The organism is Lentzea sp. NPDC037011 (genome assembly GCF_055607425.1).
The window spans coordinates 25750-47467 of sequence record NZ_JBVJRT010000026.1 but is presented as its reverse complement, the minus strand read 5'-3'; the positions used below and the strand labels follow the sequence as shown (position 1 = coordinate 47467).

Annotated in this window: 25 protein-coding genes; 8 read left to right on the top strand and 17 right to left on the bottom strand. The window is 72.2% G+C overall.

The features are described 5' to 3' along the window. Window positions 1-324: hypothetical protein (locus ACZ7CH_RS40440; RefSeq protein WP_470376382.1), on the top strand; the 324-nt coding region annotated here is incomplete at its 5' end. A 70-nt stretch (window positions 325-394) separates the two neighbouring features. On the opposite strand, the gene ACZ7CH_RS40435 is transcribed toward ACZ7CH_RS40440, so the two are convergent. The 7 genes from ACZ7CH_RS40435 to ACZ7CH_RS40405 form a co-directional block, all read right to left on the bottom strand. After that, the gene (locus tag ACZ7CH_RS40435; protein ID WP_470376381.1) at window positions 395-1558 is read right to left on the bottom strand and encodes an acyl-CoA dehydrogenase; all 1164 of its coding nucleotides are present in this window, start codon (window positions 1556-1558) and stop codon (window positions 395-397) included. A gap of 78 nt (window positions 1559-1636) precedes the next feature. Next, entirely contained in the window at window positions 1637-2131 is a 495-nt protein-coding gene (gene purE / locus ACZ7CH_RS40430; protein WP_470376380.1) for a 5-(carboxyamino)imidazole ribonucleotide mutase, read from the bottom strand. Continuing rightward, a complete protein-coding gene (locus ACZ7CH_RS40425; protein WP_360394920.1) occupies window positions 2128-3327 on the bottom strand; it encodes a 5-(carboxyamino)imidazole ribonucleotide synthase in 1200 nt (399 codons plus the stop codon). Before ACZ7CH_RS40425 ends, purE begins: the two co-directional genes overlap by 4 nt. Window positions 3328-3426: 99 nt before the next feature. Further along, window positions 3427-4347 carry a hypothetical protein gene (locus ACZ7CH_RS40420; protein WP_470376379.1) on the bottom strand — a complete coding sequence of 307 codons (921 nt, stop codon included), beginning with the start codon at window positions 4345-4347 and terminating at the stop codon, window positions 3427-3429. After that, the gene (locus ACZ7CH_RS40415) at window positions 4344-5138 is read right to left on the bottom strand and encodes an ABC transporter ATP-binding protein (RefSeq protein ID WP_360394914.1); all 795 of its coding nucleotides are present in this window, start codon (window positions 5136-5138) and stop codon (window positions 4344-4346) included. Before ACZ7CH_RS40415 ends, ACZ7CH_RS40420 begins: the two co-directional genes overlap by 4 nt. Further along, window positions 5135-5515: a GntR family transcriptional regulator gene (locus tag ACZ7CH_RS40410; RefSeq protein WP_470370121.1), complete on the bottom strand. Its 381-nt coding sequence runs from the start codon at window positions 5513-5515 to the stop codon at window positions 5135-5137. The genes ACZ7CH_RS40415 and ACZ7CH_RS40410 overlap by 4 nt, the downstream gene beginning before the upstream one ends. A gap of 184 nt (window positions 5516-5699) precedes the next feature. After that, on the bottom strand, window positions 5700-6467 hold the full coding sequence (locus ACZ7CH_RS40405; protein WP_470376378.1) for a GGDEF domain-containing protein: 768 nt from the start codon (window positions 6465-6467) through the stop codon (window positions 5700-5702). A 139-nt stretch (window positions 6468-6606) separates the two neighbouring features. Here ACZ7CH_RS40405 and ACZ7CH_RS40400 point away from each other — a divergent pair, with 139 nt between their 5' ends. The 3 genes from ACZ7CH_RS40400 to ACZ7CH_RS40390 all read left to right on the top strand — a co-directional run bounded on the left by ACZ7CH_RS40400 (window position 6607) and on the right by ACZ7CH_RS40390 (window position 9972). Beyond that, complete coding sequence (locus ACZ7CH_RS40400; protein ID WP_470376377.1) at window positions 6607-8820, top strand: sigma-70 family RNA polymerase sigma factor; 2214 nt, start codon at window positions 6607-6609, stop codon at window positions 8818-8820. Between the two features lie 89 nt (window positions 8821-8909). After that, the gene (locus tag ACZ7CH_RS40395) at window positions 8910-9509 is read left to right on the top strand and encodes a GtrA family protein (RefSeq protein ID WP_360395657.1); all 600 of its coding nucleotides are present in this window, start codon (window positions 8910-8912) and stop codon (window positions 9507-9509) included. Next, window positions 9439-9972 carry a GtrA family protein gene (locus ACZ7CH_RS40390; RefSeq protein WP_360394904.1) on the top strand — a complete coding sequence of 178 codons (534 nt, stop codon included), beginning with the start codon at window positions 9439-9441 and terminating at the stop codon, window positions 9970-9972. The genes ACZ7CH_RS40395 and ACZ7CH_RS40390 overlap by 71 nt, the downstream gene beginning before the upstream one ends. Before the next feature lies 1 nt (window position 9973). Here ACZ7CH_RS40390 and ACZ7CH_RS40385 read toward each other — a convergent pair whose 3' ends face one another. Beyond that, window positions 9974-11248, bottom strand: coding sequence for an ATP-binding protein (locus ACZ7CH_RS40385; RefSeq protein ID WP_458430292.1), 1275 nt, complete (start codon window positions 11246-11248; stop codon window positions 9974-9976). After that, a complete protein-coding gene (locus ACZ7CH_RS40380; protein ID WP_360394899.1) occupies window positions 11248-11922 on the bottom strand; it encodes a response regulator transcription factor in 675 nt (224 codons plus the stop codon). The genes ACZ7CH_RS40385 and ACZ7CH_RS40380 overlap by 1 nt, the downstream gene beginning before the upstream one ends. A gap of 32 nt (window positions 11923-11954) precedes the next feature. On the opposite strand from ACZ7CH_RS40380, the gene hisN reads away from it, so the two are divergent. Then, the gene (hisN, locus tag ACZ7CH_RS40375; protein WP_360394896.1) at window positions 11955-12734 is read left to right on the top strand and encodes a histidinol-phosphatase; all 780 of its coding nucleotides are present in this window, start codon (window positions 11955-11957) and stop codon (window positions 12732-12734) included. On the opposite strand, the gene ACZ7CH_RS40370 is transcribed toward hisN, so the two are convergent. From ACZ7CH_RS40370 to ACZ7CH_RS40355, 4 genes are read right to left on the bottom strand one after another with little or no spacing between them, the layout of a single operon-like run. Continuing rightward, a complete protein-coding gene (locus tag ACZ7CH_RS40370; RefSeq protein WP_360394894.1) occupies window positions 12715-12966 on the bottom strand; it encodes a hypothetical protein in 252 nt (83 codons plus the stop codon). The two genes, hisN and ACZ7CH_RS40370, sit on opposite strands and share 20 nt — an antisense overlap. After that, complete coding sequence (locus ACZ7CH_RS40365; protein WP_470376376.1) at window positions 12963-15608, bottom strand: TNT domain-containing protein; 2646 nt, start codon at window positions 15606-15608, stop codon at window positions 12963-12965. The genes ACZ7CH_RS40370 and ACZ7CH_RS40365 overlap by 4 nt, the downstream gene beginning before the upstream one ends. Window position 15609: 1 nt before the next feature. Further along, complete coding sequence (locus tag ACZ7CH_RS40360; RefSeq protein ID WP_360394889.1) at window positions 15610-15924, bottom strand: WXG100 family type VII secretion target; 315 nt, start codon at window positions 15922-15924, stop codon at window positions 15610-15612. Then, the gene (locus ACZ7CH_RS40355; RefSeq protein WP_470376375.1) at window positions 15921-16403 is read right to left on the bottom strand and encodes a YbaB/EbfC family nucleoid-associated protein; all 483 of its coding nucleotides are present in this window, start codon (window positions 16401-16403) and stop codon (window positions 15921-15923) included. Before ACZ7CH_RS40355 ends, ACZ7CH_RS40360 begins: the two co-directional genes overlap by 4 nt. A gap of 98 nt (window positions 16404-16501) precedes the next feature. Here ACZ7CH_RS40355 and ACZ7CH_RS40350 point away from each other — a divergent pair, with 98 nt between their 5' ends. Further along, complete coding sequence (locus ACZ7CH_RS40350; protein WP_360394885.1) at window positions 16502-16939, top strand: MaoC family dehydratase; 438 nt, start codon at window positions 16502-16504, stop codon at window positions 16937-16939. 9 nt (window positions 16940-16948) lie between these two features. Here ACZ7CH_RS40350 and ACZ7CH_RS40345 read toward each other — a convergent pair whose 3' ends face one another. Genes ACZ7CH_RS40345 through ACZ7CH_RS40335 form a run of 3 tightly spaced genes read right to left on the bottom strand, consistent with a single transcriptional unit; the run spans window position 16949 to window position 19221 of the window. Continuing rightward, complete coding sequence (locus ACZ7CH_RS40345) at window positions 16949-17878, bottom strand: hydroxymethylglutaryl-CoA lyase (RefSeq protein WP_360394883.1); 930 nt, start codon at window positions 17876-17878, stop codon at window positions 16949-16951. After that, the gene (locus ACZ7CH_RS40340; protein ID WP_360394880.1) at window positions 17865-18389 is read right to left on the bottom strand and encodes a PH domain-containing protein; all 525 of its coding nucleotides are present in this window, start codon (window positions 18387-18389) and stop codon (window positions 17865-17867) included. Before ACZ7CH_RS40340 ends, ACZ7CH_RS40345 begins: the two co-directional genes overlap by 14 nt. Before the next feature lie 13 nt (window positions 18390-18402). Next, entirely contained in the window at window positions 18403-19221 is an 819-nt protein-coding gene (locus ACZ7CH_RS40335; RefSeq protein WP_360394877.1) for a biotin--[acetyl-CoA-carboxylase] ligase, read from the bottom strand. 117 nt (window positions 19222-19338) lie between these two features. Between ACZ7CH_RS40335 and ACZ7CH_RS40330 the strand changes: the two genes are divergently transcribed. Next, window positions 19339-20985: an acyl-CoA carboxylase subunit beta gene (locus ACZ7CH_RS40330; protein WP_360394875.1), complete on the top strand. Its 1647-nt coding sequence runs from the start codon at window positions 19339-19341 to the stop codon at window positions 20983-20985. After that, complete coding sequence (locus ACZ7CH_RS40325) at window positions 20982-21218, top strand: acyl-CoA carboxylase subunit epsilon (protein WP_360394872.1); 237 nt, start codon at window positions 20982-20984, stop codon at window positions 21216-21218. The genes ACZ7CH_RS40330 and ACZ7CH_RS40325 overlap by 4 nt, the downstream gene beginning before the upstream one ends. Before the next feature lie 58 nt (window positions 21219-21276). On the opposite strand, the gene ACZ7CH_RS40320 is transcribed toward ACZ7CH_RS40325, so the two are convergent. Then, window positions 21277-21663 carry a hypothetical protein gene (locus ACZ7CH_RS40320; RefSeq protein WP_360401720.1) on the bottom strand — a complete coding sequence of 129 codons (387 nt, stop codon included), beginning with the start codon at window positions 21661-21663 and terminating at the stop codon, window positions 21277-21279. Window positions 21664-21718: the final 55 nt, after the last annotated feature.

Sequence of the window (21718 nt, the reverse complement as noted above, 5' to 3'; positions counted from 1 at the left end):
ACCACCGGACAAACACTCCACACACTCACCAAACACACCGGCCCGGTCAACTCCGTGGCCTGGTCCCCCGACGGCACCCGCATCCTCACCGGCAGCGACGACAACACCGCACGCATCTGGGACCCCATCACCGGCCAGCAAGTAGGCACCTACCTGGTGTTCTTCCCCGAAGAAGAGTTCGCCGTCCTCGAAGCAGGAACCGACGAGTTGGCCGGCTGCACCGACGGCGCCTGGCGCTGGCTCGGATGGCAGGTCGTCCGCGACGGCCACATCGACCGCCTGCCGGCGGAGACCTTCGGCCCACTCCCCCCAATACCCGAGTAGGCAACAAAAAACGGCTCGGCGGCCGGACCATCAGCCCGGCCGCCAAGCCGTCACCACAAAGCCGAAGAACTCAGCCGTTCAGAACCGCGCGCGACATCACAACACGCTGGATCTGGTTCGTGCCCTCATAAATCTGCGTGATCTTCGCGTCCCGCATCATCCGCTCCACGGGGAAGTCCCGCGTGTACCCCGCCCCACCGAACAGCTGCACGGCATCGGTGGTGACCTCCATGGCCACGTCGGACGCGAAGCACTTGGCCGCAGCGGTGATGAACCCGATGTTCGGCTCACCACGCTCAGCCTTCGCAGCGGCGACGTACACCATGTGCCGCGCGGCCTCGATCTTCATCGCCATGTCCGCGAGCATGAACTGCACGCCCTGGAAGTCCGAAATGGACTTCCCGAACTGCTTGCGGTCCTTGACGTACGCGACCGCGGCCTCCAGGGCACCCTGCGCGATGCCCACGGCCTGCGCACCGATCGTCGGACGCGTGTGGTCCAGAGTGCGAAGAGCCGTCTTCAGGCCGGTACCCGGCTCACCGATGATCCGGTCGGCAGGGATCGTGCAGTTCTCGAAGTAGATCTCCCGGGTCGGCGAGCCCTTGATGCCGAGCTTGCGCTCCTTGGGGCCCACGGAGAACCCGGGGTCGTCCTTGTGCACCACGAAAGCCGAGATGCCGGCGGACTTCTTGGCCGCCTGCGGGTCCGTCACCGCCATGACCGTGTACCAGGTGGACTCGCCGGCGTTGGTGATCCAGCACTTGGTGCCGTTGAGCACCCAGTGGTCGCCGTCCAGCAGAGCACGCGTGCGCATCGAGGCGGTGTCCGAGCCGGCCTCGCGCTCCGACAGGGCGTAGGAAGCCATGGCCTCACCGGAGGCGATGGACGGCATGACGAGCTGCTTGAGCTCCTCCGAGGCCGACAGGAGGATCGGCATGGTGCCGAGCTTGTTCACCGCCGGGATCAGCGAGGAGGACGCGCAGACGCGGGCCACCTCCTCGATCACGATGCAGGTGGCGACGGAGTCGGCGCCCTGGCCGTCGTAGGACTCGGGGACGTGGACGGCGGCGAAGCCGGCCTTGACCAGGGCGTTGTGGGCCTCCACCGGGAAGCGCTCGTTCTCGTCGACCTCGGCCGCGTACGGTTTGATCTCCTTCTCGGCGAGCGAGCGGACGGCCTCTCGCAGCGCCTCGTGCTCCTCGGCGAGCTGGTAGGTGCCGAAGCTCGGGTTCACCTTGTTACCTCCCGGTAGCGAGTACTCGGCACGATGTTAGCGCCCGTTCACACCGGGCGCCGCTGTGCCGTTGAGCACTCAGAGGGACTTCTGCAGAGCCGCGTCCTTGTCTAGTACGAGCTGCTCGAGTTCTGCCTGGAAGCGGGCCATGCGCTCCTGCAACGCCACATCGGACGAAGCCAGCACCCGCACGGCCAGCAGGCCCGCGTTGCGCGCTCCACCCACCGAGACGGTCGCGACCGGGACGCCTGCGGGCATCTGCACGATCGAGAGCAGCGAGTCCATGCCGTCGAGGTACTTCAGGGGCACCGGGACGCCGATGACCGGCAGCACCGTGGCGGAGGCCACCATGCCGGGCAGGTGGGCGGCGCCGCCCGCGCCGGCGATGATCACCCGCAGACCGCGCGACGCCGCGGAGGACGCGTAGTCGAGCATGCGCTGCGGGGTGCGGTGGGCGGAAACGACGCTCACCTCGAACGGCACGTCGAACTCGGTCAGTGCCTCGGTGGCGGCCTTCATCACCGGCCAGTCCGAGTCGCTGCCCATGATCACGCCAACCTGAACCGCACTCACTGCGCGCTCCGCTTCTCTTCGCCGTGGATGTCGTACCCGTCCGACCAGACGCCGGTGGACAGCCAGTCCGCCGCCAGCCGTGCGCGCGTGCGGACCGTCGTCATGTCGTTGCCGAGGAACGTCACGTGGCCGACCTTGCGGCCCGGCCGTTCCTCCTTGCCGTAGAGGTGCACGTGCGCGTCCGGGAAACGGGCGAACAGGTGGTGCACGCGCTCGTCCGGGCCCATGGCGGGCGGTTCGGTGGCGCCCAGCACGTTCGCCATCACCACGGCCGGGGCCATCAGGTCGGTGCGGCCGAGGGGGTAGTCGAGGACCGCGCGCAGGTGCTGTTCGAACTGGGAGGTGCGGGCGCCCTCGATGGACCAGTGGCCGGAGTTGTGGGGGCGCATGGCGAGCTCGTTCACGACGACGCCGGAGGCGGTCTCGAACAGCTCCACGGCCAGCACGCCCACGACGCCCAGCGCGTCGGCGACCTTCAGGGCCAGCTCCTGGGCCTCGTCACCGTCCAGCGCGGGGGCGGGGGCGAGGACCTCGACGCAGATGCCGTCGGACTGCACGGTCTCGACGACCGGCCACGCGGCGCCCTGGCCGAACGGCGAGCGCGCCACCACGGCGGCCAGCTCGCGGCGCATCGGCACGCACTGCTCGACCATCAGCGGTGTCCCGGCCTCCAGCAGCTCGGGCACGACCCGTTCGGCGCCCGACGGGGTGTTCAGCATCCACACGCCACGGCCGTCGTAGCCGCCGCGGACCGCCTTCAGCACGCACGGCCAGCCGTGTTCGGCACCGAACCGCAGCACGTCGCGGACGTCGTTCACCTCGGTGAACGGCGGCACCGGCAGGCCCAGCTCCGCCAGCCGCACCCGCATCTTCAGCTTGTCCTGCGCGTACTGCAGCGCGTCCGGGCCGGGGTGCACCTTCACGCCCTCGGCGACGAGCGCGCGCAGGTGGTCGCCGGGCACGTGCTCGTGGTCGAACGTGACCACCTCGCAGCCCTTCGCGAACGAGCGCAGCGCGTCGAGGTCGGTGTGCGTGCCGAGGACCACGTCGCGCGCCACGAGGGCGGCGGGGTCGTTCTCCGAGACGGCGAGCACGCGCAGCGACTGTCCGAGCGGGATCGCGGCCTGGTGGGTCATGCGGGCGAGCTGCCCGCCGCCGATCATTCCGACGACGGGGAGACGGGTACGGGAGTCCACGGTTCAGGCAGCCTACCTGCACGTTCCGCAACCGCCGAACGGTGCCTGCTGAACGGCCACACCCCCAGTGGAGCCGTTCAGCAGGCGAGCGGGACCGGCCTACCCCTGCGCCGGGGCGGGGGCGACCGGAGCCGTCGAGACGTCACGGCGGTGCGAACGCGAGGGTCGCCAGCCGCCGCCGTTGCGCAGCAAGCGGAACGTCAGCCACAACGCCGCCGCGGCCAGTGCCGCGCAGACGCCGAACTCGATCCAGCGGAAGACGTCGATGCGGTCCGCCGGCTGGTAGTCGGTGTAGGTGCCGATGGCGGAGCCGGTGCGGCGCATGCAGCCGTTGGGGACCAGGCCCGCGCACTGGTCGGGCACGGGCACCGGTTCCAGGTCGCGGCCGACGAAGCCGTCGCCGATCTTCAACGCGTCGTTCGGCACCGCCGGGTTCTGGTCCCAGCGCGCGATCGAGCGGTGCACCGGCAGGTAGCGGTCGCGGGCCACCACGGCGAGCACGGTCCGGACGACGGTGTAGCAGACGAGGGTCGCGGCCATGGCGGTGAGCGTGTGCCGGGTCAGCAGACCGGCCAGGACGCCGATGGCGAGGCCCAGCAGCGCGTACCCGACCTGCACCACCCAGTTCGCCTCGAACATCGGCCACGACCGGTCCTCGCTGCCGCCCAGGCCGTCGCCGACGCCGACCAGCGCGGCGAGCACCGCGGCGAGCAGGCCGAGCACGACCAGCTTGCCGCGCAACCACTGCGCGGGCGTGACGTCCTGGCCCCAGGCCACGAAGTAGGTGCGTTCCTCCAGCTCGCGGGCCAGCAGCGGGGCACCCCAGAACGCCCCGACGACAGCGCCGAACCCGAGCTGCACCACCAGGCCGTAGAACGCGGCCAGCGTCATCGTCACCTGGAAGTGCCGCAGCTCCGCCGACACGAGCCCGTACGCCGCGAACAGGGCGAGGGCCGAGGTCGTGGTGATGGCCCAGCGGTGCTGGCGCCACGTCAGCCAGATCATCGTCTCCGCGTTCACGCCGCACGCTCCAGGTGTGCCACGACCAGCTCCTCCAGCGTCACGTACCGGGCGGTCCACGGCTCGTCCACCCGGGCACCGCCGGAGCGCACCAGGAACGTCGACTGCGCCTGACCGTGCCTGGCCAGCACCACCGGTCCCTCCACCGGTGGCTGCGAGGCGTGCGGGCCGGTGTAGAGGACGTGCTCCTCCAGCAGCTCGTCGGTGTCGCCGTCGACGAGCACGCGGCCGTCGTGCATCAGCAGCAACCGGTCGGCGACGCCACCGATCTCGGCGACGACGTGCGTCGAGAAGACGAGCGTCATGCCGTTGTCGGAAACCTCGGTCAGCAACGCGCTCATGACCCTGCGGCGCGCCAACGGGTCCAGTTCGGACAGTGGTTCGTCCAGCAGCAGCACGTCCGGGCGCGCGCCCAACGCCAGCGCCAGCGTCACGTGGGTGCGCTGGCCGCCGGAGAGGTCGCCCATCTGCAGCCGTCGCGGCACCTTGAACCTGGTCAGCCACGCGTCGGCGAGGTCGTTGTGCCACACCGCGTTCATCCGCCGGCCGAACTGCAGGACGTCCGCCACCTTGAAGTTGCGGTAGATCGGCTTGTGCTGCGGCACGTACGCGACGCGGCCCGCGACCGCCGTGTGCCCCGACTCCGGGGGCAGGTGCCCGGCCAGCACGTTCAGCAGCGTCGACTTGCCGGAACCGTTGGCGCCGACCACGGCGGTGACGCTGCCCGGCGGCAGCTCGAAGGAGACGCCACGGATGGCCCACTTCGAGACTTCGGCCGCGACCACGCTCATTGCGCTCCCCTGCTCAGCACCTCGCGCAGCAGCGCGTAGATGTCGTCGTCCTCCAACCCGGCGGCGCGTGCCCCCGCGACCCAGCCGGCGAGCGTGACCCGCAGCGGGTCCAGGTCCTCGGGGGCGGCGGACCCCAGGGACGCCTTGACGAAGGTGCCGGAGCCCTGGCGGGCCTCGACGAGACCGGCGAGCTCCAGCTCGCGGTAGGCCTTCAGCACGGTGTTCGCGTTCACCCCGCTGCGCGCGACGACGTCGCGGACCGTCGGCAACCGGTCGCCCGGCTGCAACCAGCCGAGCCTCATGGCCTCCCTGACCTGCTGCCCCAGCTGCAGGTACGCCGGAAGGCCACTGCCGCGGTCGACGTGGAACTCGACCACACACGCTCCCCAGATTGTGCTACTGAACTAAGACAATAGAACACTTCTCGCGCCGTTGTGAAGTGCACGCGGGGAGCTTTCGTACTCCAGGAGCGCACGCGGGGGCCCCGCGTTCCCCAGAAGGGAACGTGGGGTCCCCGCGTGACGGTGGGGAACGGGGAGCGCGCGGGCGCGGGACAGGGGGTCAGCGTCCGAGCGACGTGAGGAGGGCGCAGGCCTGGGAGTGGGTGTCGGGGAGGCGTTCGGTCCACACCTTCGCGGGACCGACCGGGCTGACGTGCGGGTCGTCGGCGAGCCGGTCCGCGCTGAGGACGCGCAGGTTGGAGACGCGGCGCGCGAGGGTCTCGTCGCGGCGGGCCAGCACCGCGGCCACGCTCGGGCCGAGGGTCGCCAGGGTCTCGCCGCCGTCGAAGACCGTGCGCAGGGCGTCGGAGGCCAGCGTCATCGCGACCACGCGGGACCAGCCCGTGGCGCGGTGCGTGTCGAGGCGCAGCAGCACCAGCGCGTAGTCGAGCGGCACGACCGGCGTCTCGCGGTACACCTCGCCCAGCCGTGTCCGCAGGTAGGCGGTGGTGGCCAGCCCGGTCAGCGGGTCCTCGGCCGCGCAGTCGCCCGCCTGCCTCGTCACCACGTCCGCCCACCCCAGCGCCGTCGTGCGCACCATCCGCGACGGGAGCGCGTCGACGTCCGGCGACACGACGTGCGACTCGTCGGTCAGCACGGCGTGCAGCGCCGCCAGGTCGAGCAGCGTCTCGCCGAGACCGGCACCCGCCTCGGCACGAGCCCGGCCGAGCCGCACGAGCGCGTCGGAGGGGTCGGTGCCCTCCGACACCGCCGCGCACACCTCGTCGACCTCGGCGAGCGGCCAGTCTGCGGGGAACGCCCAGCCCGCGGCCATCGTGGCGGTCCGCCATCTGGCCTTCAGCAGGCGTTCCGCTTGTGCGACTCCCACCCGGTCCGTCTCCCTTCTCCGTGGATTCCAGGTGGGAGACGCGCCCGTGCCCGGCTCGTGACGCAACCCTCGCGGGGGATTGAGATGACTCTTCCGCGGGCCGTAGGTCACACTGGGCGCGCGAGGAGGGGAAAGAATCTTGGCGACCGTTCCTGCAGACGTCCAGGGCCCGAGCGACGCGGAACTCATCGAGTCCGTGCGCGGAGGGACCATCGACGCCTACGGCCAGTTGTACGAACGGCACGTCTCGGCGGCCTACAACCTCGCCCGCCAGTTGGCCCGCTCGCAGGCCGAGGCGGACGACCTGGTGTCGGAGGCCTTCGCGAAGGTGCTCGACACGCTGCGCGCCGGCCGCGGCCCCGACTCGGCGTTCCGCGCGTACCTGCTGACCGCGCTGCGGCACACCGCCTACGACAAGACCCGCCGCGACAAGAAGGTCGACCTCACCGAGGACATGACCGACGTCGCGCCGCCCGTGGCGTTCAGCGACACCGCGGTCGCCGGTCTGGAACGGTCGCTCGCAGCGCGCGCGTTCGCCGCGTTGCCCGAGCGTTGGCAGACAGTGCTCTGGCACACCGAGATCGAGGGCCAGTCACCCGCCGAGGTCGGCCCGCTGCTCGGGTTGACGGCCAACGGCGTGTCCGCGCTCGCCTACCGCGCCCGCGAGGGCCTCAAGCAGCAGTACCTGCAGATGCACCTGGCCGAGACCGACGCCGAGCGCTGCAAGGCGACCGTCGACCGGCTCGGCGCGTGGACCCGCGCCGGTCTGTCCAGGCGCGAGGCGACGCAGGTCGAGGCGCACCTCGACGAGTGCTACCGGTGCCGTTCGCTGGCCGCGGAGCTCGCCGACGTCAACGGCGCGCTGCGCGGGTTCGTCGCCCCGCTGGTGCTGGGCGCGGGTGCCGCCACCTACCTCACGGTCGCGGGCGCGACCAAGGTCGCCGTCGGCGCCGGTGCCGCCGCGGGTGGCGCGGGCGCGGCCGGTGCCGCGCTGCCCCGCCAGCTGCTCACCATCGGTGGTTCCGCCGTCGCGGTGGTGGCCGCCGTCGCGATCGCGCTCGCCTCCGGTGGCGGCGAGCAGGCTCCCGCACGGGTGCAGGCCGAAGCGCCGCCCGCGCAGACGGTCGTCCAGCCGCCGCCCCCGCCCGCGGTCCAGGTGCCGACGCCCGTCCCGCCACCTCCGCCGTCTCCGCCGGCGCCGGTCCCGACTCCGGAACCGGCACCCGAAGCGCCGGTCCCCGCCCCGCCGCCGCAGGCGCCACCGGCCGAGGAGCCGGCTCCGCCGCCGCCCGCCGTGCTGACCCCGACCGTCCCGACCGGGTTCACGCTCACGCCCGGCGAGGAGGCCAAGGACCTGCCGATCACCGTCCGCAACACCGGCGGCACCGCGGCACCGCCCGCGAGCATGGTGCTCACGCTGCCGCCGGGCGTGCTGTCGACCGGCGGGCCCTCGTCGTTCGCCGCGCGCCTGCTGCAACCGGACGGCGCCGCCGACCAGACCGTGAACTGCCCGGCCGGCAGCGGCGTGATCACCTGCACGACCCCGCAGGGCATCGCCCCCGGTGGGCAGGCGACGTTCCTCTTCCGGCTGCGCGCCACGCCCGAGGCGGTGACCGGCGTCATCACCGGCGCCGTCAGCGCGGGCACGGCGATCAGCGTGAACGTCAGCGTCGGCGTCGAGGTGCCGCCGGTCAACGACGACATCGAGCTCACCGCCTCGACGTGGCACCAGGTGTTCTGGGACCCGCGGGTCGACGTCCAGGTGCGCAACCGCGGACCGCGGCCGGGCACGCTGAAGCTGGAGCTGTCCGCGTCGTCCGACGTCGTGGTGTTCACGCCGTACCGCGACTGCACGCGCACGGACAAGAACGTCCTCCGCTGCGTCGCGGACCTCGAACAGGGCGCGAAGTTCCGGATGTCCGCGTGGGCGTTCGGGCTGCCGCACCGGGGCGGGTCGATCACCGTGACCGCCACCCTGGGCAACGCGACGAAGTCGGTGACCGTGCCGGTGAAGGGCCGGCCGGACCACTGGCCGGTCGACCCGGTGGAGCCACCGGCCCCGGCCCCCGTGCCGACGACCGAGCCGGCGAAGCCGACCGAGCCCACGAAGCCGGGCCGGACGACCGAGCCGTCCACGCCGGTCGAACCGACCACCCCGGCAGTGCCTCCGGTCCCGGTGCCGACCCTGCCGCTGCCGTCCACACCGCCGTCGACCACGGTGCCGGTGCCGCCCACGACCACTCCGCCCACGACGCCACCACCCACGTCGGAGCCGTGCCAACCGCCGCCGGTGTGGCGGCTGCCGCTGATCCCGGACCTCCTGCCGTGGCCGTGCCGGACGCCTGAACACTGATTTCCGGACATTCCAGATCAATCCGGACGTTGCGGAAAGTAACACCCCGGGGCGATGGCCGTTACCTTGATCCGTAAGCTGGCGCGGTGCTGCCGATCGCTCGCAAGGTCCTGAGCTGGTTCCCCGAACCTCTCCGGTTCCTCATCAACAAGCACCGTGAGCTGATCCGGTTCGCCGTCGTCGGCGGCACGACGTTCCTCATCGACAACGGCGTCTGGTACGCGCTGAAGCTGACGATCCTGACCGACAAGGTCGTCACGGCCAAGGTCATCGGCGTGCTGGTGGCGATCATCGCCTCGTACGTGCTGTCGCGCGAGTGGTCGTTCCACACCCGCGGCGGCCGCGAGCGCCACCACGAGGCGGCGCTGTTCTTCCTGGTCAGCGGCCTGGGCGTGGCGATCAACATCCTGCCGCTGTGGCTGTCGCGGCACCTGTTCGGCCTGCAGGCGCCGGCCGTGCCGGCACTGACCGAGGAGATCGCCGACTTCGTGTCCGGCTCGATCATCGGCATGCTGCTCGCGACCGGGTTCAAGTTCTGGGCCATGCGCCGGTGGGTGTTCCCGGACGCCGGTGCCCGGCCTGACCGGCGAGTTCACCCGATCTCCGTAGACTCGTCTCGTGTCACTATCCGAAACAGTGGTCTCCCGGTTTCCGGAACCGATCCGGTCGATCGCGCTGAAGCATCGTGAACTGGTCAAGTTCGCCCTGGTCGGGGGCACCTGCTTCATCATCGACACGGTGCTGTTCTTCGGCATCAAGACCCTGGTGCTCCCATCGCACCCGGTGACGGCGAAGATCATCGCGACCCTGGTCGCCACGATCGTGTCGTACGTCCTGAACCGCGAGTGGTCCTTCCGCACCCGAGGCGGCCGTGAACGGCACCACGAGGCCGCGTTGTTCTTCCTGGTCAACGGGATCGGCATCGTGCTGAACTCGGCGCCGCTGTGGGTGTCGCGCTACCTGTTCGACCTCCAGGAGCCGCACGTCACGCGGGTGACGGAGGAGCTGGCGGACTTCCTCAGCGCGCAGATCGTCGGCACGCTGGTCGCGATGGCGTTCCGCTGGTACGGGTACAAGAAGTGGGTGTTCCCCGAGGAGAACGCCCGCAACCAGCGCCCCCTCGACGACGAGCAGGCGCTCGGCCACTCCTGAGCTACCGGGGCGTGCTCGGCGCCTTCCAGGGGATGCCGACCACGTCCTTGGCCTTCGGGACCGGCAGGAACACCGCGAACGTCGCGGGCCGTGCCGTCGACAGCTCCAGCCGCCCGCCGTCCGCGTCGACGAGCGCGCGGGCCAGCGCCAGGCCCACGCCCGTGGAGCCACCGCCGGACACGCCACGCTCGAAGATGTGCGCGGCCAGCTCATCCGGCACACCGGCGCCGCCGTCGGACACCTCGACCACGACCGTGCCCTCCTCCCCTCGCGCGGAGACGACGACGGAACCCTCGCCGTGGCGCAGGGCGTTGTCGAGCAGTACACCGATGGCCTCGCGCAGACGAGCGGGCGTGGCGCGCGCGAGCAGGCCATCGGGCACACGGACGCGCAACGCACGGCCCTGGCTCTTGACCTGTTCACGCCATTCCTCGGCGATGGCGGTCAGGGCGGGGCGCATCTCCAGCGGTTCCGCATCCACGGCACGGGCGGCGCGGGCGGCGGCGAGGAGCTCGTCGAGGACGGCGGCCAGGCGTTCGGCCTGTTCGAGGGCGGCACGGGCCTCGGCGGCCGTGTCGGGTTCCGGGTGCTCGGCAAGGGCCTCCAGGCGCAGCTGCAGTGCCGTCAGGCGGCTGCGGAGCTGGTGGGAGACGTCACCGACGAGCTCACGTTCGCGTTGGACGAGGCGGGCGAGGGCGGTGGCGGAGGTGTCGAGGGCCTCGGAGACGGCGTCGAGCTCGGGGATGCCGAAGCGCTGGCCGTCCTCGCGGAAGTCGCCGGCACCGAGGCGGGACGCACGGGTCGCGACGTAGATGAGGGGCCGCGACAACGTCTGCGCCGTCACCAGCGCGACGACCGTGCCGGTGCCGACGGAGAGCGCGAGCAGCAGCAGCACCAGGCCCGCCACCTGGTACTGCGTGGTGTGCATGGGACCGGAGGGGATCTCCAGCCGCACGGTGCCCTGCTGGGCGATCGTCAGCTCGACGGTCAGCGGGTCGGCACCGGGCGACGGACCCGTCACGGTCGTCGCGCCCCCGGACACCACGGTGAGGCGGCCACCGGTGGGAACGGCGAACTTCACGGCCTCGACGTCCAGGACCTGCCGGCCGGCGATCTGGTCGTCGAGCTTGGTCGCGATGCTCTGGGCGCGTTCGGTGAGGTCACCGCGGGCGCTGTCCTCGACGAGCGTCAGCGCCGAGTAACCCAGCGGGAGGCCGAGCACGAACCCGGTGACGGCGACGGCGAGCAGGATCGCCCGCAGGATCCGGCGGCGCATCAGTCGGCGTTGAAGCGGAAACCGCGGCCGCGCACGGTCGCGATGCGCTTCTCCGCGGAGTTCGGGGTGCCGTCGCCGAGCTTCCGCCGCAGCCACGACATGTGCATGTCGAGCGTCTTGCTGCCCTTGAGGTCCGGGTCGTTCCAGACCTCGGAGAGGATCTCGTCGCGGCTCACGACCTGACCAGCGCGCTGGATCAGCACCTTGAGCAGCTCGAACTCCTTGTTCGCCAGCTGGACCTCCCCGCCGTCGACGGTCACCCTGCGCGCGGCCAGGTCGACCCGCACGCCGTTGACCTCCAGCGTGCCGGGCGCGCGGCGGCGCAGCAGGGCGCGGATGCGGGCCATCAGCTCCGCCAAGCGGAACGGCTTGGCCACGTAGTCGTCCGCGCCCGCGTCCAGGCCGACCACGAAGTCGACCTCGTCGGCACGGGCCGTGAGCATCAGCACCGGGATGCCCCTGCCGTTCTGCCGGAGTCTGCGGCACACCTCCAACCCGTCCATGCCGGGCAGTCCCAGGTCGAGCACCAGGAGGTCGATGCCCCCGGTGATCGCGGCGTCGAAGGCGCTCGGCCCGTCCCCGACGACCTGCACCGAATAGCCCTCCCGCGTCAACGCGCGGGAGAGCGGTTCCGCGATGGCCGGGTCGTCCTCGGCCAGCAACACCACGCTCACGGCAATCAGACTATTCGTGGAACGATCGCCGCGTGTCACGCCACGATGCTGATCTCGAACTCGCCCTGCGCCTCGCCGACGCCGCCGACGCGATCACCGCCACCCGGTTCCGCTCCCACGACCTCGCCGTGGAGCGCAAACCGGACCGCACCCCCGTGACCGACGCCGACATCGCCGTCGAGGACGCCGTCCGCGCGCTGCTCACCGCCGAACGCCCCGACGACGTCGTCATGGGCGAGGAACGCGGCGGCACGCTGGACGCCGCACGGGTCTGGGTGCTCGACCCGATCGACGGCACCAAGAACTTCCTGCGCGGCGTGCCGATCTGGGCGACGCTGATCGCCCTGGTCGTCGACGGCGTGCCGGTCGTGGGCGTCGTGTCGTCCCCCGCGCTGGGCCGCCGCTGGTGGGCCGCCGCGGGCGGGGGCGCGTTCGCCTCCGACGCCGCCGGTGAGCGGGCGATCTCCGTGTCCGGGGTGCGGGAGCTGGAGGACGCCTACGTCTCGACGACCGACCTCAAGACGTGGGTGCGGTACCGCACCCGCGAGTCGTACCTGCGGCTGGTCGACGCCACCTGGGAGAGCCGCGCGTTCGGCGACTTCTACCAGCACTGCCTGGTCGCCGAGGGCGCGATCGACCTGGCCCCGGAAGCGGTCGCGAACCCGTGGGACATCGCGCCGTTCCAGGTGCTGGTGACCGAGGCGGGTGGCCGCTTCACCTCACTGGAGGGTGAGGAGCGCTACGACGCCGGCAACGTGCTGACGTCGAACGGCCACCTGCACGAGGCCGCTCTCACGCTGTTGGCGCCGTGAGGGTTCCGCGTGCGACCTGGGCCCAGGCGAGGCGGCCGAAGAGGTAGTGGCACGCCACGCTCTCGTCGTCGAACCTGGCCCAGTCGTACCGGTTGCCCTGCTCCTGCCAGAACACCTCGTAGCCGTCCTCGGTGAGGACGCACCAGCGCTGGTCCGCCTCCTCGCCGATGCTGACGACGTCGTCCGGCACACCGATCCTGGTCAGCCACTCGGGCAGCGTCTCGACGTTCATGCGGTGATCTCCGTGAGGTAGCCGAGCGCGACGAGGTCGGCGACCGGGTGGGTGGTGCGGTACCGCGCGCCGCCGCCGGGCTGGCCGAACCAGGGTGCGCTGATCGTGCGGTGGACGGGCAGGTCGCGGACGACCCGGTAGCGGCGGTAGCCCTGTCCGGCGCTGTGCGGCGGCAGGGACCGCTCCGCGTACGGCGTGCCCGCGGTGCTCAGGACCCGGCCCTCCGGCGTGCCGAACCGGTCGAGCTCCGCGCCCGCCTGGAGCACCTCCGGCTGGCTGGCCTCGTAGCCGCCCTCGCGTTCGGCGGGCCACCTCGGCTCGCCGTCCTCGGTGAGGAACAGGGCTTCCCAGTCGCGTTCGTGCATGCCCGCCAACGGGTCGTAGCCCTCCAGCAGGGCCTGCACGACCGGGTGGTCCGCGCCGAGCCCACCGGTCGGCGCGAACGGCCGCGGGGTGGACGGGTCGACCAGGTCCGCCCGCGGGTGGTCCTGCGGGGCGAACCGGGCGACCGGCTCGGTCTCCTCCTGCTTCGGCGCGGGCAGCTGTCGTGCGGGCTTCGGGGCCAGTCGCGGGGGCTGGCCCGCGCTGAGGAAGACCGCCATGAACCAGCTGCCGACCGCGGCCGCCGTGTAGGCGTGGCGGGCGATGTCGTAGGCGATGCCGGGCGCACCGGCCAGTGCCTGCGACTGGTCGCGGTTCTCCAGGCGGTCGGCGATCGGGCTCGACTGCTGGCCGAGGTCCACGCCGGGGGCCACCGGGGCCGAGACGAGGGTGTCGCCGGGGTTCGGTGCGGTGGAGCCACCGGTCGCGGCACCGCCGGGCGCGTCGTCGGCCGGGTCGGGCAAGCCGTCCTTGAGCAGGGCGTCCTTCGCCGGGTCCTTGGAGAGGCCGTCCTTGGCACCGGGCTGGCCCTGACCGGGCTGGCTGCCGGACTGGCTGGATTGGCCGGACTGGGAGGTCTGGCCGGGACCGCTCTGGCCGGTCTGGGTGCCGAGCTGGCCCGGCTGGTTGCCGAAGGCCTGGCCCGCCGCACCCGCGGCACCTGCCGCGCCGGGCGCACCCGCCTTGCCCGCCGCGGACTGCGCACCCGGACCGGACTGCGCGCCGGGGCCGGACTGGGCACCCGGCTGAGCCGTGCCCTGGGCTGCGGCCTGGGCACCGGGCTGAGCGCCGACCTTGGCACCCTGCTGGCCCTGACCCTGCTGGCCCTGGCCGGTCGCACCGGCCTGGCCCTGCTGACCGGCGACCGCGGCACCCGCGTGGGCCGCCGCGGCCGGAGCCGCGCCGACGGCACCGGCAGCACCACCCACCGCGCCACCGACACCACCGGCGGGTCCGCCGATCGGGCCGGACGGGCCGGACGGGCCGGACGGGCCGCTCATCCCCGGGCCGGCGGGTGCGTTCGGAGCGCTCGGGGCACCGGTCTGCGGGGCCGCGGGCTGGTTGTGCAGATCGGGCGTGAACGGGCGGTCGAGGACCGCGGCACCCGCGGCCTGCGTGGTGCCCTCGGCGACGGGGCCGAGGCTGCCGTGGACGCTCGGGATGGCGTCGGCGGCGTGCTGCGCGACCGGGGCGACGACGTCGGCGACCGGGCCGAGCACCTGCGGCAGGACCTGCGGGCCCTGGCCGCGGCCGGGGCCTTCGCCACCGCGGCCGGGACCGTCGGCAGGACCCTGGCCCCCACCCTGGGCGGGACCGTGGCCCTCACCGCGACCCTCACCGCGGCCGTGCCCGTCACCGGGGCCGTCGACCGCGTCGAGGACCGGTGCGGCGGCCTCGCGGCCACCGGGGACCGCGTCGAGGACGGGCGCCACGACGGCGGCGGCCGGTGCGGTGACCGGGGCCGCGGCGTCGAGGACGGGTGCGGCGACGTCGGTCACGGCGCCGACCACCGGGGCGACCGGGGCGGTGACCGCGCCGAGCACGGGTGCGACCGGTGCCGTCACCGCGCCGACCACGGGGGCCACGGGTGCGGTCACGCCGGACACGACCTCGGCGACCGGGGCGGTGACACCGGTGACGACCTCGCCGACGGGCGCGAGGACGCCGCCGAGCAGACCGCCGGGAGCGCCACCGAGGTTCAGGCCGGGGCCGTGGGAGCCGGGCGCGGTGTTGACCGGCTGGCCGGCCTGGCCCATGTCGACCCCGCTGTCCAGGCGGATGGCGGAGGTCAGGGTGTTGGTCAGGTTCGCGACGTTGGCCGCGGCGCCGCGGATCAGCGTCTCGAGGCCGAGCAGCGCGGTCTGGTTGCCGGTACCGGCGGCGGCCTTGGCGGCGTCGTTGTTCTTCGCGAGCGTCACGAGCTCGCGGACGATCTCGACCTTGGCGGCACCGACCTGCTTGGCGGCGTGGTCGAGGCGTGCGGCGGCGGCGTGGCAGCCCTTCGCGGCGCGCTGGAGGTCGCCGTCGGGTGCCACGACCTTGGTCCACGTACCGCGTGCGGCGTCACCGGTCGCGCCGTGCAGGCTCTCGAACGCGCGGCCGGCGGCGCCGTCGGCGGAGGCACCCAGCCGGGTGATCTTGTCGCCGGCCTCGCGCCAGGCCGTGGCACTGGCGCGCAGCTTGTCCTCGTCCGCCTTGGGCCACGAGACGCCTGCCTTGGCGGCGACCTCGGCGAGTTCGGCGGGAAGCTCGATGCCCATGTCAGCCGTCCAACCTTCTCATCGCGGTCGCGTTGCTCTCCTCGACGTGCCGGTACGTCTCCGCGGTCTTGGCGAACTTGTCGCCGACGCCGCCGAACGTGGTCGCGACCGAGGTCAGCGCCGCGGCCGTGGAGTTCGCGGGACCCACGTGCGAGTCGGCGAAGCTGCGCCCGGCCGCGTCGTCGCCCCAGCAGGCACCGAGCGCCGACAGCGTCTTCTCGAGCGCACCCGTGACCTCACCGGCCTGCGCGGCGAACCCGCGCAGCTCGCCGGCACCGGCGTCGAGCCGGCCCAGATCGGCGTCGTACCCGGTCATCGCGCCCTCCTGTTGATGAGCTCGGAGTCGAGCCAGCTCTCGCGCTGCTCGTTGTCCTCGTCGTCGTCCACGCGCCGGTGCGCGGGCTGCTGACCCAGGACCGCCCGGTTGTCGTCGAGCCCGTACTCGTCCGGCTTGAGGTCCGCGGTGCCCGCGACCAGCGCCGCGGGGTCCGTGGCGGCGGGCAGCACGGCGCTCAACGCCTGGTAGGTGCCCTCGGCGGCCTGCGCGGCAGCGGCGGCCACGGTGCGCACGACCAGCTCGGCGAGCTGCTCCGGCCGGTGCCGCCGGTAGGCCACCTCGGACAGTTCCAGCGCCGTGAGCTCGCCGCGGCCGCCCACCGTCGCCGTGACCGTCCCGTCCGGACTGCTCGCCCGCCCGGCCACGGTCGCCAGCTCGCGCTGAACGGACGCCAGCTGCTCGCGGCTGCGCCGGTAGTCGGCCATCAGCTCCTCGACCTGCGCACGGTGGTCGTCCACCGAGTCCCCCTCACACGCATAGCCCTGGGCTCGGGCTGCTTGGACGCCGTTGCCATTAGATCGGTTCCCGGCGACTTCAGTTACGTACGATCAACGACGTGTTCGCCTTCGAGGATCTGCCGGCAGGCCGAATCATCCCGCTCGGCGAGGTGGTCGTCGACCGGGACGAGATGGTCGACTTCGCCCGGAAGTTCGACCCGCAGCCGTTCCACCTGGACGAAGAGGCTGGCCGCGACTCGATTTTCGGTGGGTTGTCCGCTTCCGGCTGGTACACAGCGTCCCTCTGGATGCGCGTCTACGTCGACAAGGTCCTCTCGAACTCCACCGGGCAGGGCTCGCCGGGGGTGCGGGAGCTGCGCTGGCTCGCGCCGGTGTTCGCGGGCGACCGGCTCGCGTTCGAGGTCGAGGTCCTCGGCGCGCGGCTGTCGAAGAGCCGGCCGGGACTCGGGCTCGTGGAGATGCGCGGGTCGGCCCTGCGCGGCGGCGAGCTGGTCTACCGGTTCGAGTCGACGGGGATGTTCGGCACCCGCGGCTGACCGGACCCGCTACCCCGCCAGCGCCCGCACGACCCGCGACGGGCTCGGCCGCCCGAGCCGTTCCGCCATCCACACCGACGTCTCGACCAGCTTGTCGAGGTCCACGCCGGTCTTCACGCCCAGCCCGTCCAGCATCCACACCAGGTCCTCCGTCGCGAGGTTCCCGGTCGCCGACTCCGCGTACGGGCACCCGCCGAGCCCACCGGCCGACGAGTCCACGGTCGTGACGCCGCACCGCAACGCGGCCAGCGTGTTCGACAGCGCCTGGCCGTAGGTGTCGTGGAAGTGCACGGCGAGCCGGGAGACGTCGCGGAACTCGCCCAGCAGCGCCTCGACCTGGCCCGGCGTGGCGACACCGATCGTGTCGCCGAGCGAGAGCTGCGAGCAGCCCAGGTCCAGCAGCCGTTCGCCGACGGCCACGACCTGGGAGCGGGGCACCGCGCCCTCCCACGGGTCGCCGAAGCACATCGACACGTACCCGCGCACCGACAGGCCCGCCGCCAGCGCACGGGTCACCGTCGGCTCGAACATCTCGAACTGCGAGTCCAGCGTCCGGTTCAGGTTGCGCGAGGCGAACGTCTCGGTGGCCGACGCGAAGATCGCGATGTGCGTGACGCCGGCCTCCAGTGCGCGGTCGAGGCCGCGCTCGTTCGGCACCAGCACCGGGTAGGTGACCCCGGCCCTGCGGTCGAGGCCGGCCAGCAGCTCGGCGGCGTCGGCCAGCTGCGGCACCCACTTCGGGTGCACGAAGGACGTGGCTTCCAGGACGGACAGACCGGCGGTCGCCAGGCGGTCGAGGAACTCGATCTTCACCTCGACCGGCACGACCGCGGACTCGTTCTGCAGGCCGTCCCGCGCGCCGACCTCCCAGATCGTCACCGACGACGGCAGCGAACCGGAGCCGACCACGTCGGGCAGGCCGACCTCACGCGCGCCCATTGATGGTCCTCTGCTCGAAGTCGTCTTCGGGGTTGTCGTTCATCTCGCGGTACAGCAAGGTGTGCACCTTCTCCACGGACGGTACGTCGTCGATCGGGATCGGCGCGTCCGACGCCGACTCGACGACCAGGGTGCCGCAGCCGAGCACGCGGTCGACGAGGCTCTGCTCGAACCGGACGCTGTTCACCCGCGACAGCGGGATGTCCAGGCCGGTGCGCTTGACCACGCCCTCGCGGTAGATCACCCGGTCCGAGGTGATCACGAGGTGGGTCGTCCGCCAGCGGGCCAGCGGCACGAGCGTCAGCCCGACGACCAGCAGCAGCGCGACGACCGCCAGCACGGTCCAGGCGATGCCCGCCCACGACAGGTCACCGACGAGCCCGGCCAGGTAAGTGCCGAGCACGACCACCACCAGCAGCCAGAACACCGGGAGGACCAGCACCTTCCAGTGCGGGCGCCGGTGGATCACGACGTGCTCGCCGGAGCTCAGCAGGTCGTCGGGGTAGGCCATGGGACAACCCTAGCTACGCAGGGCGCAAATGCACCACGTCACCAGCGGACACGCCGTGGTCGACGCCGTCGGTGCCGCGCACGACGAGGGTGCCGTCGGGCTCGATCCGCTGGGCCGTGCCTTCCAGCTGCACGCCACCGGCGAGCTCGACGCGCACGCGTTGCCCGACGGTCGCGCAGTGCTCCTGGTACTCCTCCAGCACACCGGACTCCACGGCGTCGCCACCGTTCTTGCGCCACACGCCTTCCAGCCCCGCCAGCTCGACGAGCAACCGGAAGGCCAGCTCGCCGCGGTCGAGCTCGCTCGCGCCCACGTCGGCCAGCGACGTCGGGGCGAGCCCACCCGGCGCGGGCTGCACGTCGTCCGGCAGGGCCGCGACGTTCAGGCCGATGCCGACCACGACGGCCGGCTCCACGCCCGCGGTGATCTCGGACAGGATTCCGGCGCCCTTCTCGCCCTTGGCGCCGAGCAGCAGGTCGTTGGGCCACTTCAGCGCCGCCTCGACCCCGGTCGAGTGGGCCACCCGCACGAGCGCCAGTCCGGCGATGAGGTTCAGCCACGGCAGCCGCTGCGCCGGCACGTCCGCCGGCCGGAACAGCACGCTGACGTACAGCCCGCCCTCCGGCGACGACCAGCTGCGCCCGCGCCGGCCCTGCCCCGCGCTCTGCTCCAGCGCGATCAGCACGGAGCGGTCCCGCGCGCCCGCGACGGCGGCGGCGGTGAGGTCCGCGTTCGTGGAGGCGGTGGTCTGCACGACGTCGAGCGCGGCGTACGGACCGTGGGGTGCGACCAGCCGCGCGCGCAGCGCTTCGGCGTCGAGTGCGGTGTCCATCGCGCCAGGCTATTGGAACGGAAGAGGGTACGTGCGATCGAACACGACCAACAGGTTGCCGTGACCTGGACAACTGCACGGGGCAGTTCAGCAATGGTCTCGTTAGGCTGCGAGCCCATGAGCAGTGCGACCGAGCCGATCGGAAGCGTCCCCGGCGACGCTTCAGGCGCTCCCGACGTCCACACCACCGCGGGCAAGCTCGTTGACCTCTACCGGCGCAACGACGAGGCGGTCCACGCCGGCTCGGCGCGCGCGGTCGAGAAGCAGCACGCGAAGGGCAAGAAGACCGCCCGCGAGCGCATCGACCTCCTGCTCGACCCCGGCTCGTTCGTCGAGCTGGACGAGCTGGCGCGGCACCGCTCCACGAACTTCGGGCAGGAGACCAACCGCCCGTACGGCGACGGCGTGGTGACCGGTTACGGCACCGTCGACGGCCGTCCGGTGTGCGTGTTCTCCCAGGACGTCACGGTGTTCGGCGGCTCGCTCGGCGAGGTCTACGGCGAGAAGATCGTCAAGGTCATGGACCTGGCGATCAAGACCGGCCGCCCGATCATCGGCATCAACGAGGGCGGCGGCGCGCGCATCCAGGAGGGCGTCGTCTCGCTCGGCCTGTACGGCGAGATCTTCACCCGCAACGTCCGCGCGTCCGGCGTGATCCCGCAGATCTCGCTGATCATGGGCTCGAACGCGGGCGGGCACGTCTACTCCCCCGCGCTGACCGACTTCGTGGTGATGGTCGACCAGACCTCGCACATGTTCATCACCGGTCCGGACGTCATCAAGACGGTCACCGGCGAGGACGTGACGTTCGAGGAGCTGGGCGGCGGCCGCACGCACAACACCAGGTCCGGCAACGCGCACTACCTCGGCAGCGACGAGGAGGACGCGATCGCGTACGTGAAGGAGCTCCTCTCGTACCTGCCGTCGAACAACCTGTCCGACGCGCCCGCGTTCGAGCCCACCCTGGCCGCCGGCTCGATCTCCGACTCGATCACCGACGACGACCGCGCGCTGGACACGCTCATCCCGGACTCCGCGAACCAGCCGTACGACATGCACGAGGTCATCAACCGCGTGCTCGACGACGGCGACTTCCTGGAGGTCCAGCCGCTGTTCGCGCCGAACATCCTGGTCGGCTTCGGCCGCGTGGACGGCCACTCCGTCGGCGTCGTCGCGAACCAGCCCACCCAGTTCGCCGGCTGCCTCGACATCGACGCCTCCGAGAAGGCCGCGCGGTTCGTGCGCACCTGCGACGCGTTCAACATCCCGGTGCTGACGTTCGTGGACGTGCCCGGCTTCCTGCCCGGCACCGACCAGGAGTGGAACGGCATCATCCGCCGCGGCGCCAAGCTGATCTACGCCTACGCCGAGGCCACCGTCCCGCTCGTCACCGTCATCACCCGCAAGGCTTACGGCGGCGCGTACGACGTCATGGGCTCCAAGCACCTCGGCGCCGACATCAACCTCGCGTGGCCCACCGCGCAGATCGCCGTCATGGGTGCGTCCGGCGCGGCGAACATCGTGCACCGCAAGAAGCTGGCCGCTGCGGCAGCCGGTGGTGAGGACGTCGACGCGTTGCGCGGCCGGTTGCAGCAGGAGTACGAGGACGCGCTGTGCAACCCGTACGTGGCCGCCGAGCGCGGGTACGTCGACTCGGTGATCCCGCCGTCCTACACGCGCGGGTACGTGGCGCGGGCGTTGTCGATGCTGCGGGACAAGCGGGAGACGTTGCCGCCCAAGAAGCACGGGAACATCCCGCTGTGAGCGCCGCGGACGAGCAGGCCGCTCCCGAACGGCCGTTGCTGCGGGTCGTCAAGGGCGCGCCGGACGACTACGAGCTGGCGGCGCTGACGGTCGTCGTGGCCGGGCTGGCCGCGGGTGGGCCGGTCGAGGACGCGCCGGCGCCGCGGTCGGAGTGGGCCAACCCCGCCCGGCGGGTGCGCAGGCCGTTGCAGCACGGGCCGGGGGCGTGGCGCGCCTCGGGTCTCCCCGGCTGATCCGGCGTCTGCAAGTACCACCGACTGCCAGTCGGTGGTACTTGCAGACGCCTTCTGGCTAGCAGGGAACGCGGCGGCTCGTGAAGTCGAGGCCCACGGCCACCTCCCGGCACCGTTCCTCACCGTCCACCCTCAGCTTCAACGTCCAGAACACGCTGCCGTACGACTCGGTCGTGCGCAGCACCTGTGCGTCCTGTGTGGGCAGTGGCTGCCGGGACCGCAGCGCGGGTTCGACCTGTGCCAGCAACGCGTTCTCCGCGCGGTCGGCAGGGTTGGCGAACGGCCAGACGGGTACGCCGTAGCCGATGGGATCGCTGGCGAGCACGCCTCCGACGGCACCGGCGCCGAGGAGGGCGCCGAGCGCGACGAGGAGTGCGGCGGTCCGTCTGCGCTTGCCTTCGCGATCGGGACCGCGTTCGGTGAGGACAAGCACCCAGCGCTTCACCCCACCGAGGGTGCCGACGGAAGAGGAGAGCGCGCATCAGTAGTCCTACGCAATC

Excerpts from the sequence above, each read along its gene's own strand:
- ACZ7CH_RS40360 (WP_360394889.1), bottom strand. The coding sequence starts at position 15,924 with ATGACCGGGTACGACGCCGATCTGGGCCGGCTCGACGCCGGTGCCGGC.
- ACZ7CH_RS40415 (WP_360394914.1), bottom strand. The coding sequence starts at position 5,138 with ATGAGCGTGGTCGCGGCCGAAGTCTCGAAGTGGGCCATCCGTGGCGTC.
- ACZ7CH_RS40330 (WP_360394875.1), top strand. The coding sequence starts at position 19,339 with ATGAGCAGTGCGACCGAGCCGATCGGAAGCGTCCCCGGCGACGCTTCA.
- ACZ7CH_RS40340 (WP_360394880.1), bottom strand. The coding sequence starts at position 18,389 with ATGGCCTACCCCGACGACCTGCTGAGCTCCGGCGAGCACGTCGTGATC.
- ACZ7CH_RS40365 (WP_470376376.1), bottom strand. The coding sequence starts at position 15,608 with ATGGGCATCGAGCTTCCCGCCGAACTCGCCGAGGTCGCCGCCAAGGCA.
- ACZ7CH_RS40370 (WP_360394894.1), bottom strand. The coding sequence starts at position 12,966 with ATGAACGTCGAGACGCTGCCCGAGTGGCTGACCAGGATCGGTGTGCCG.
- ACZ7CH_RS40385 (WP_458430292.1), bottom strand. The coding sequence starts at position 11,248 with ATGCGCCGCCGGATCCTGCGGGCGATCCTGCTCGCCGTCGCCGTCACC.
- ACZ7CH_RS40345 (WP_360394883.1), bottom strand. The coding sequence starts at position 17,878 with ATGGGCGCGCGTGAGGTCGGCCTGCCCGACGTGGTCGGCTCCGGTTCG.
- ACZ7CH_RS40335 (WP_360394877.1), bottom strand. The coding sequence starts at position 19,221 with ATGGACACCGCACTCGACGCCGAAGCGCTGCGCGCGCGGCTGGTCGCA.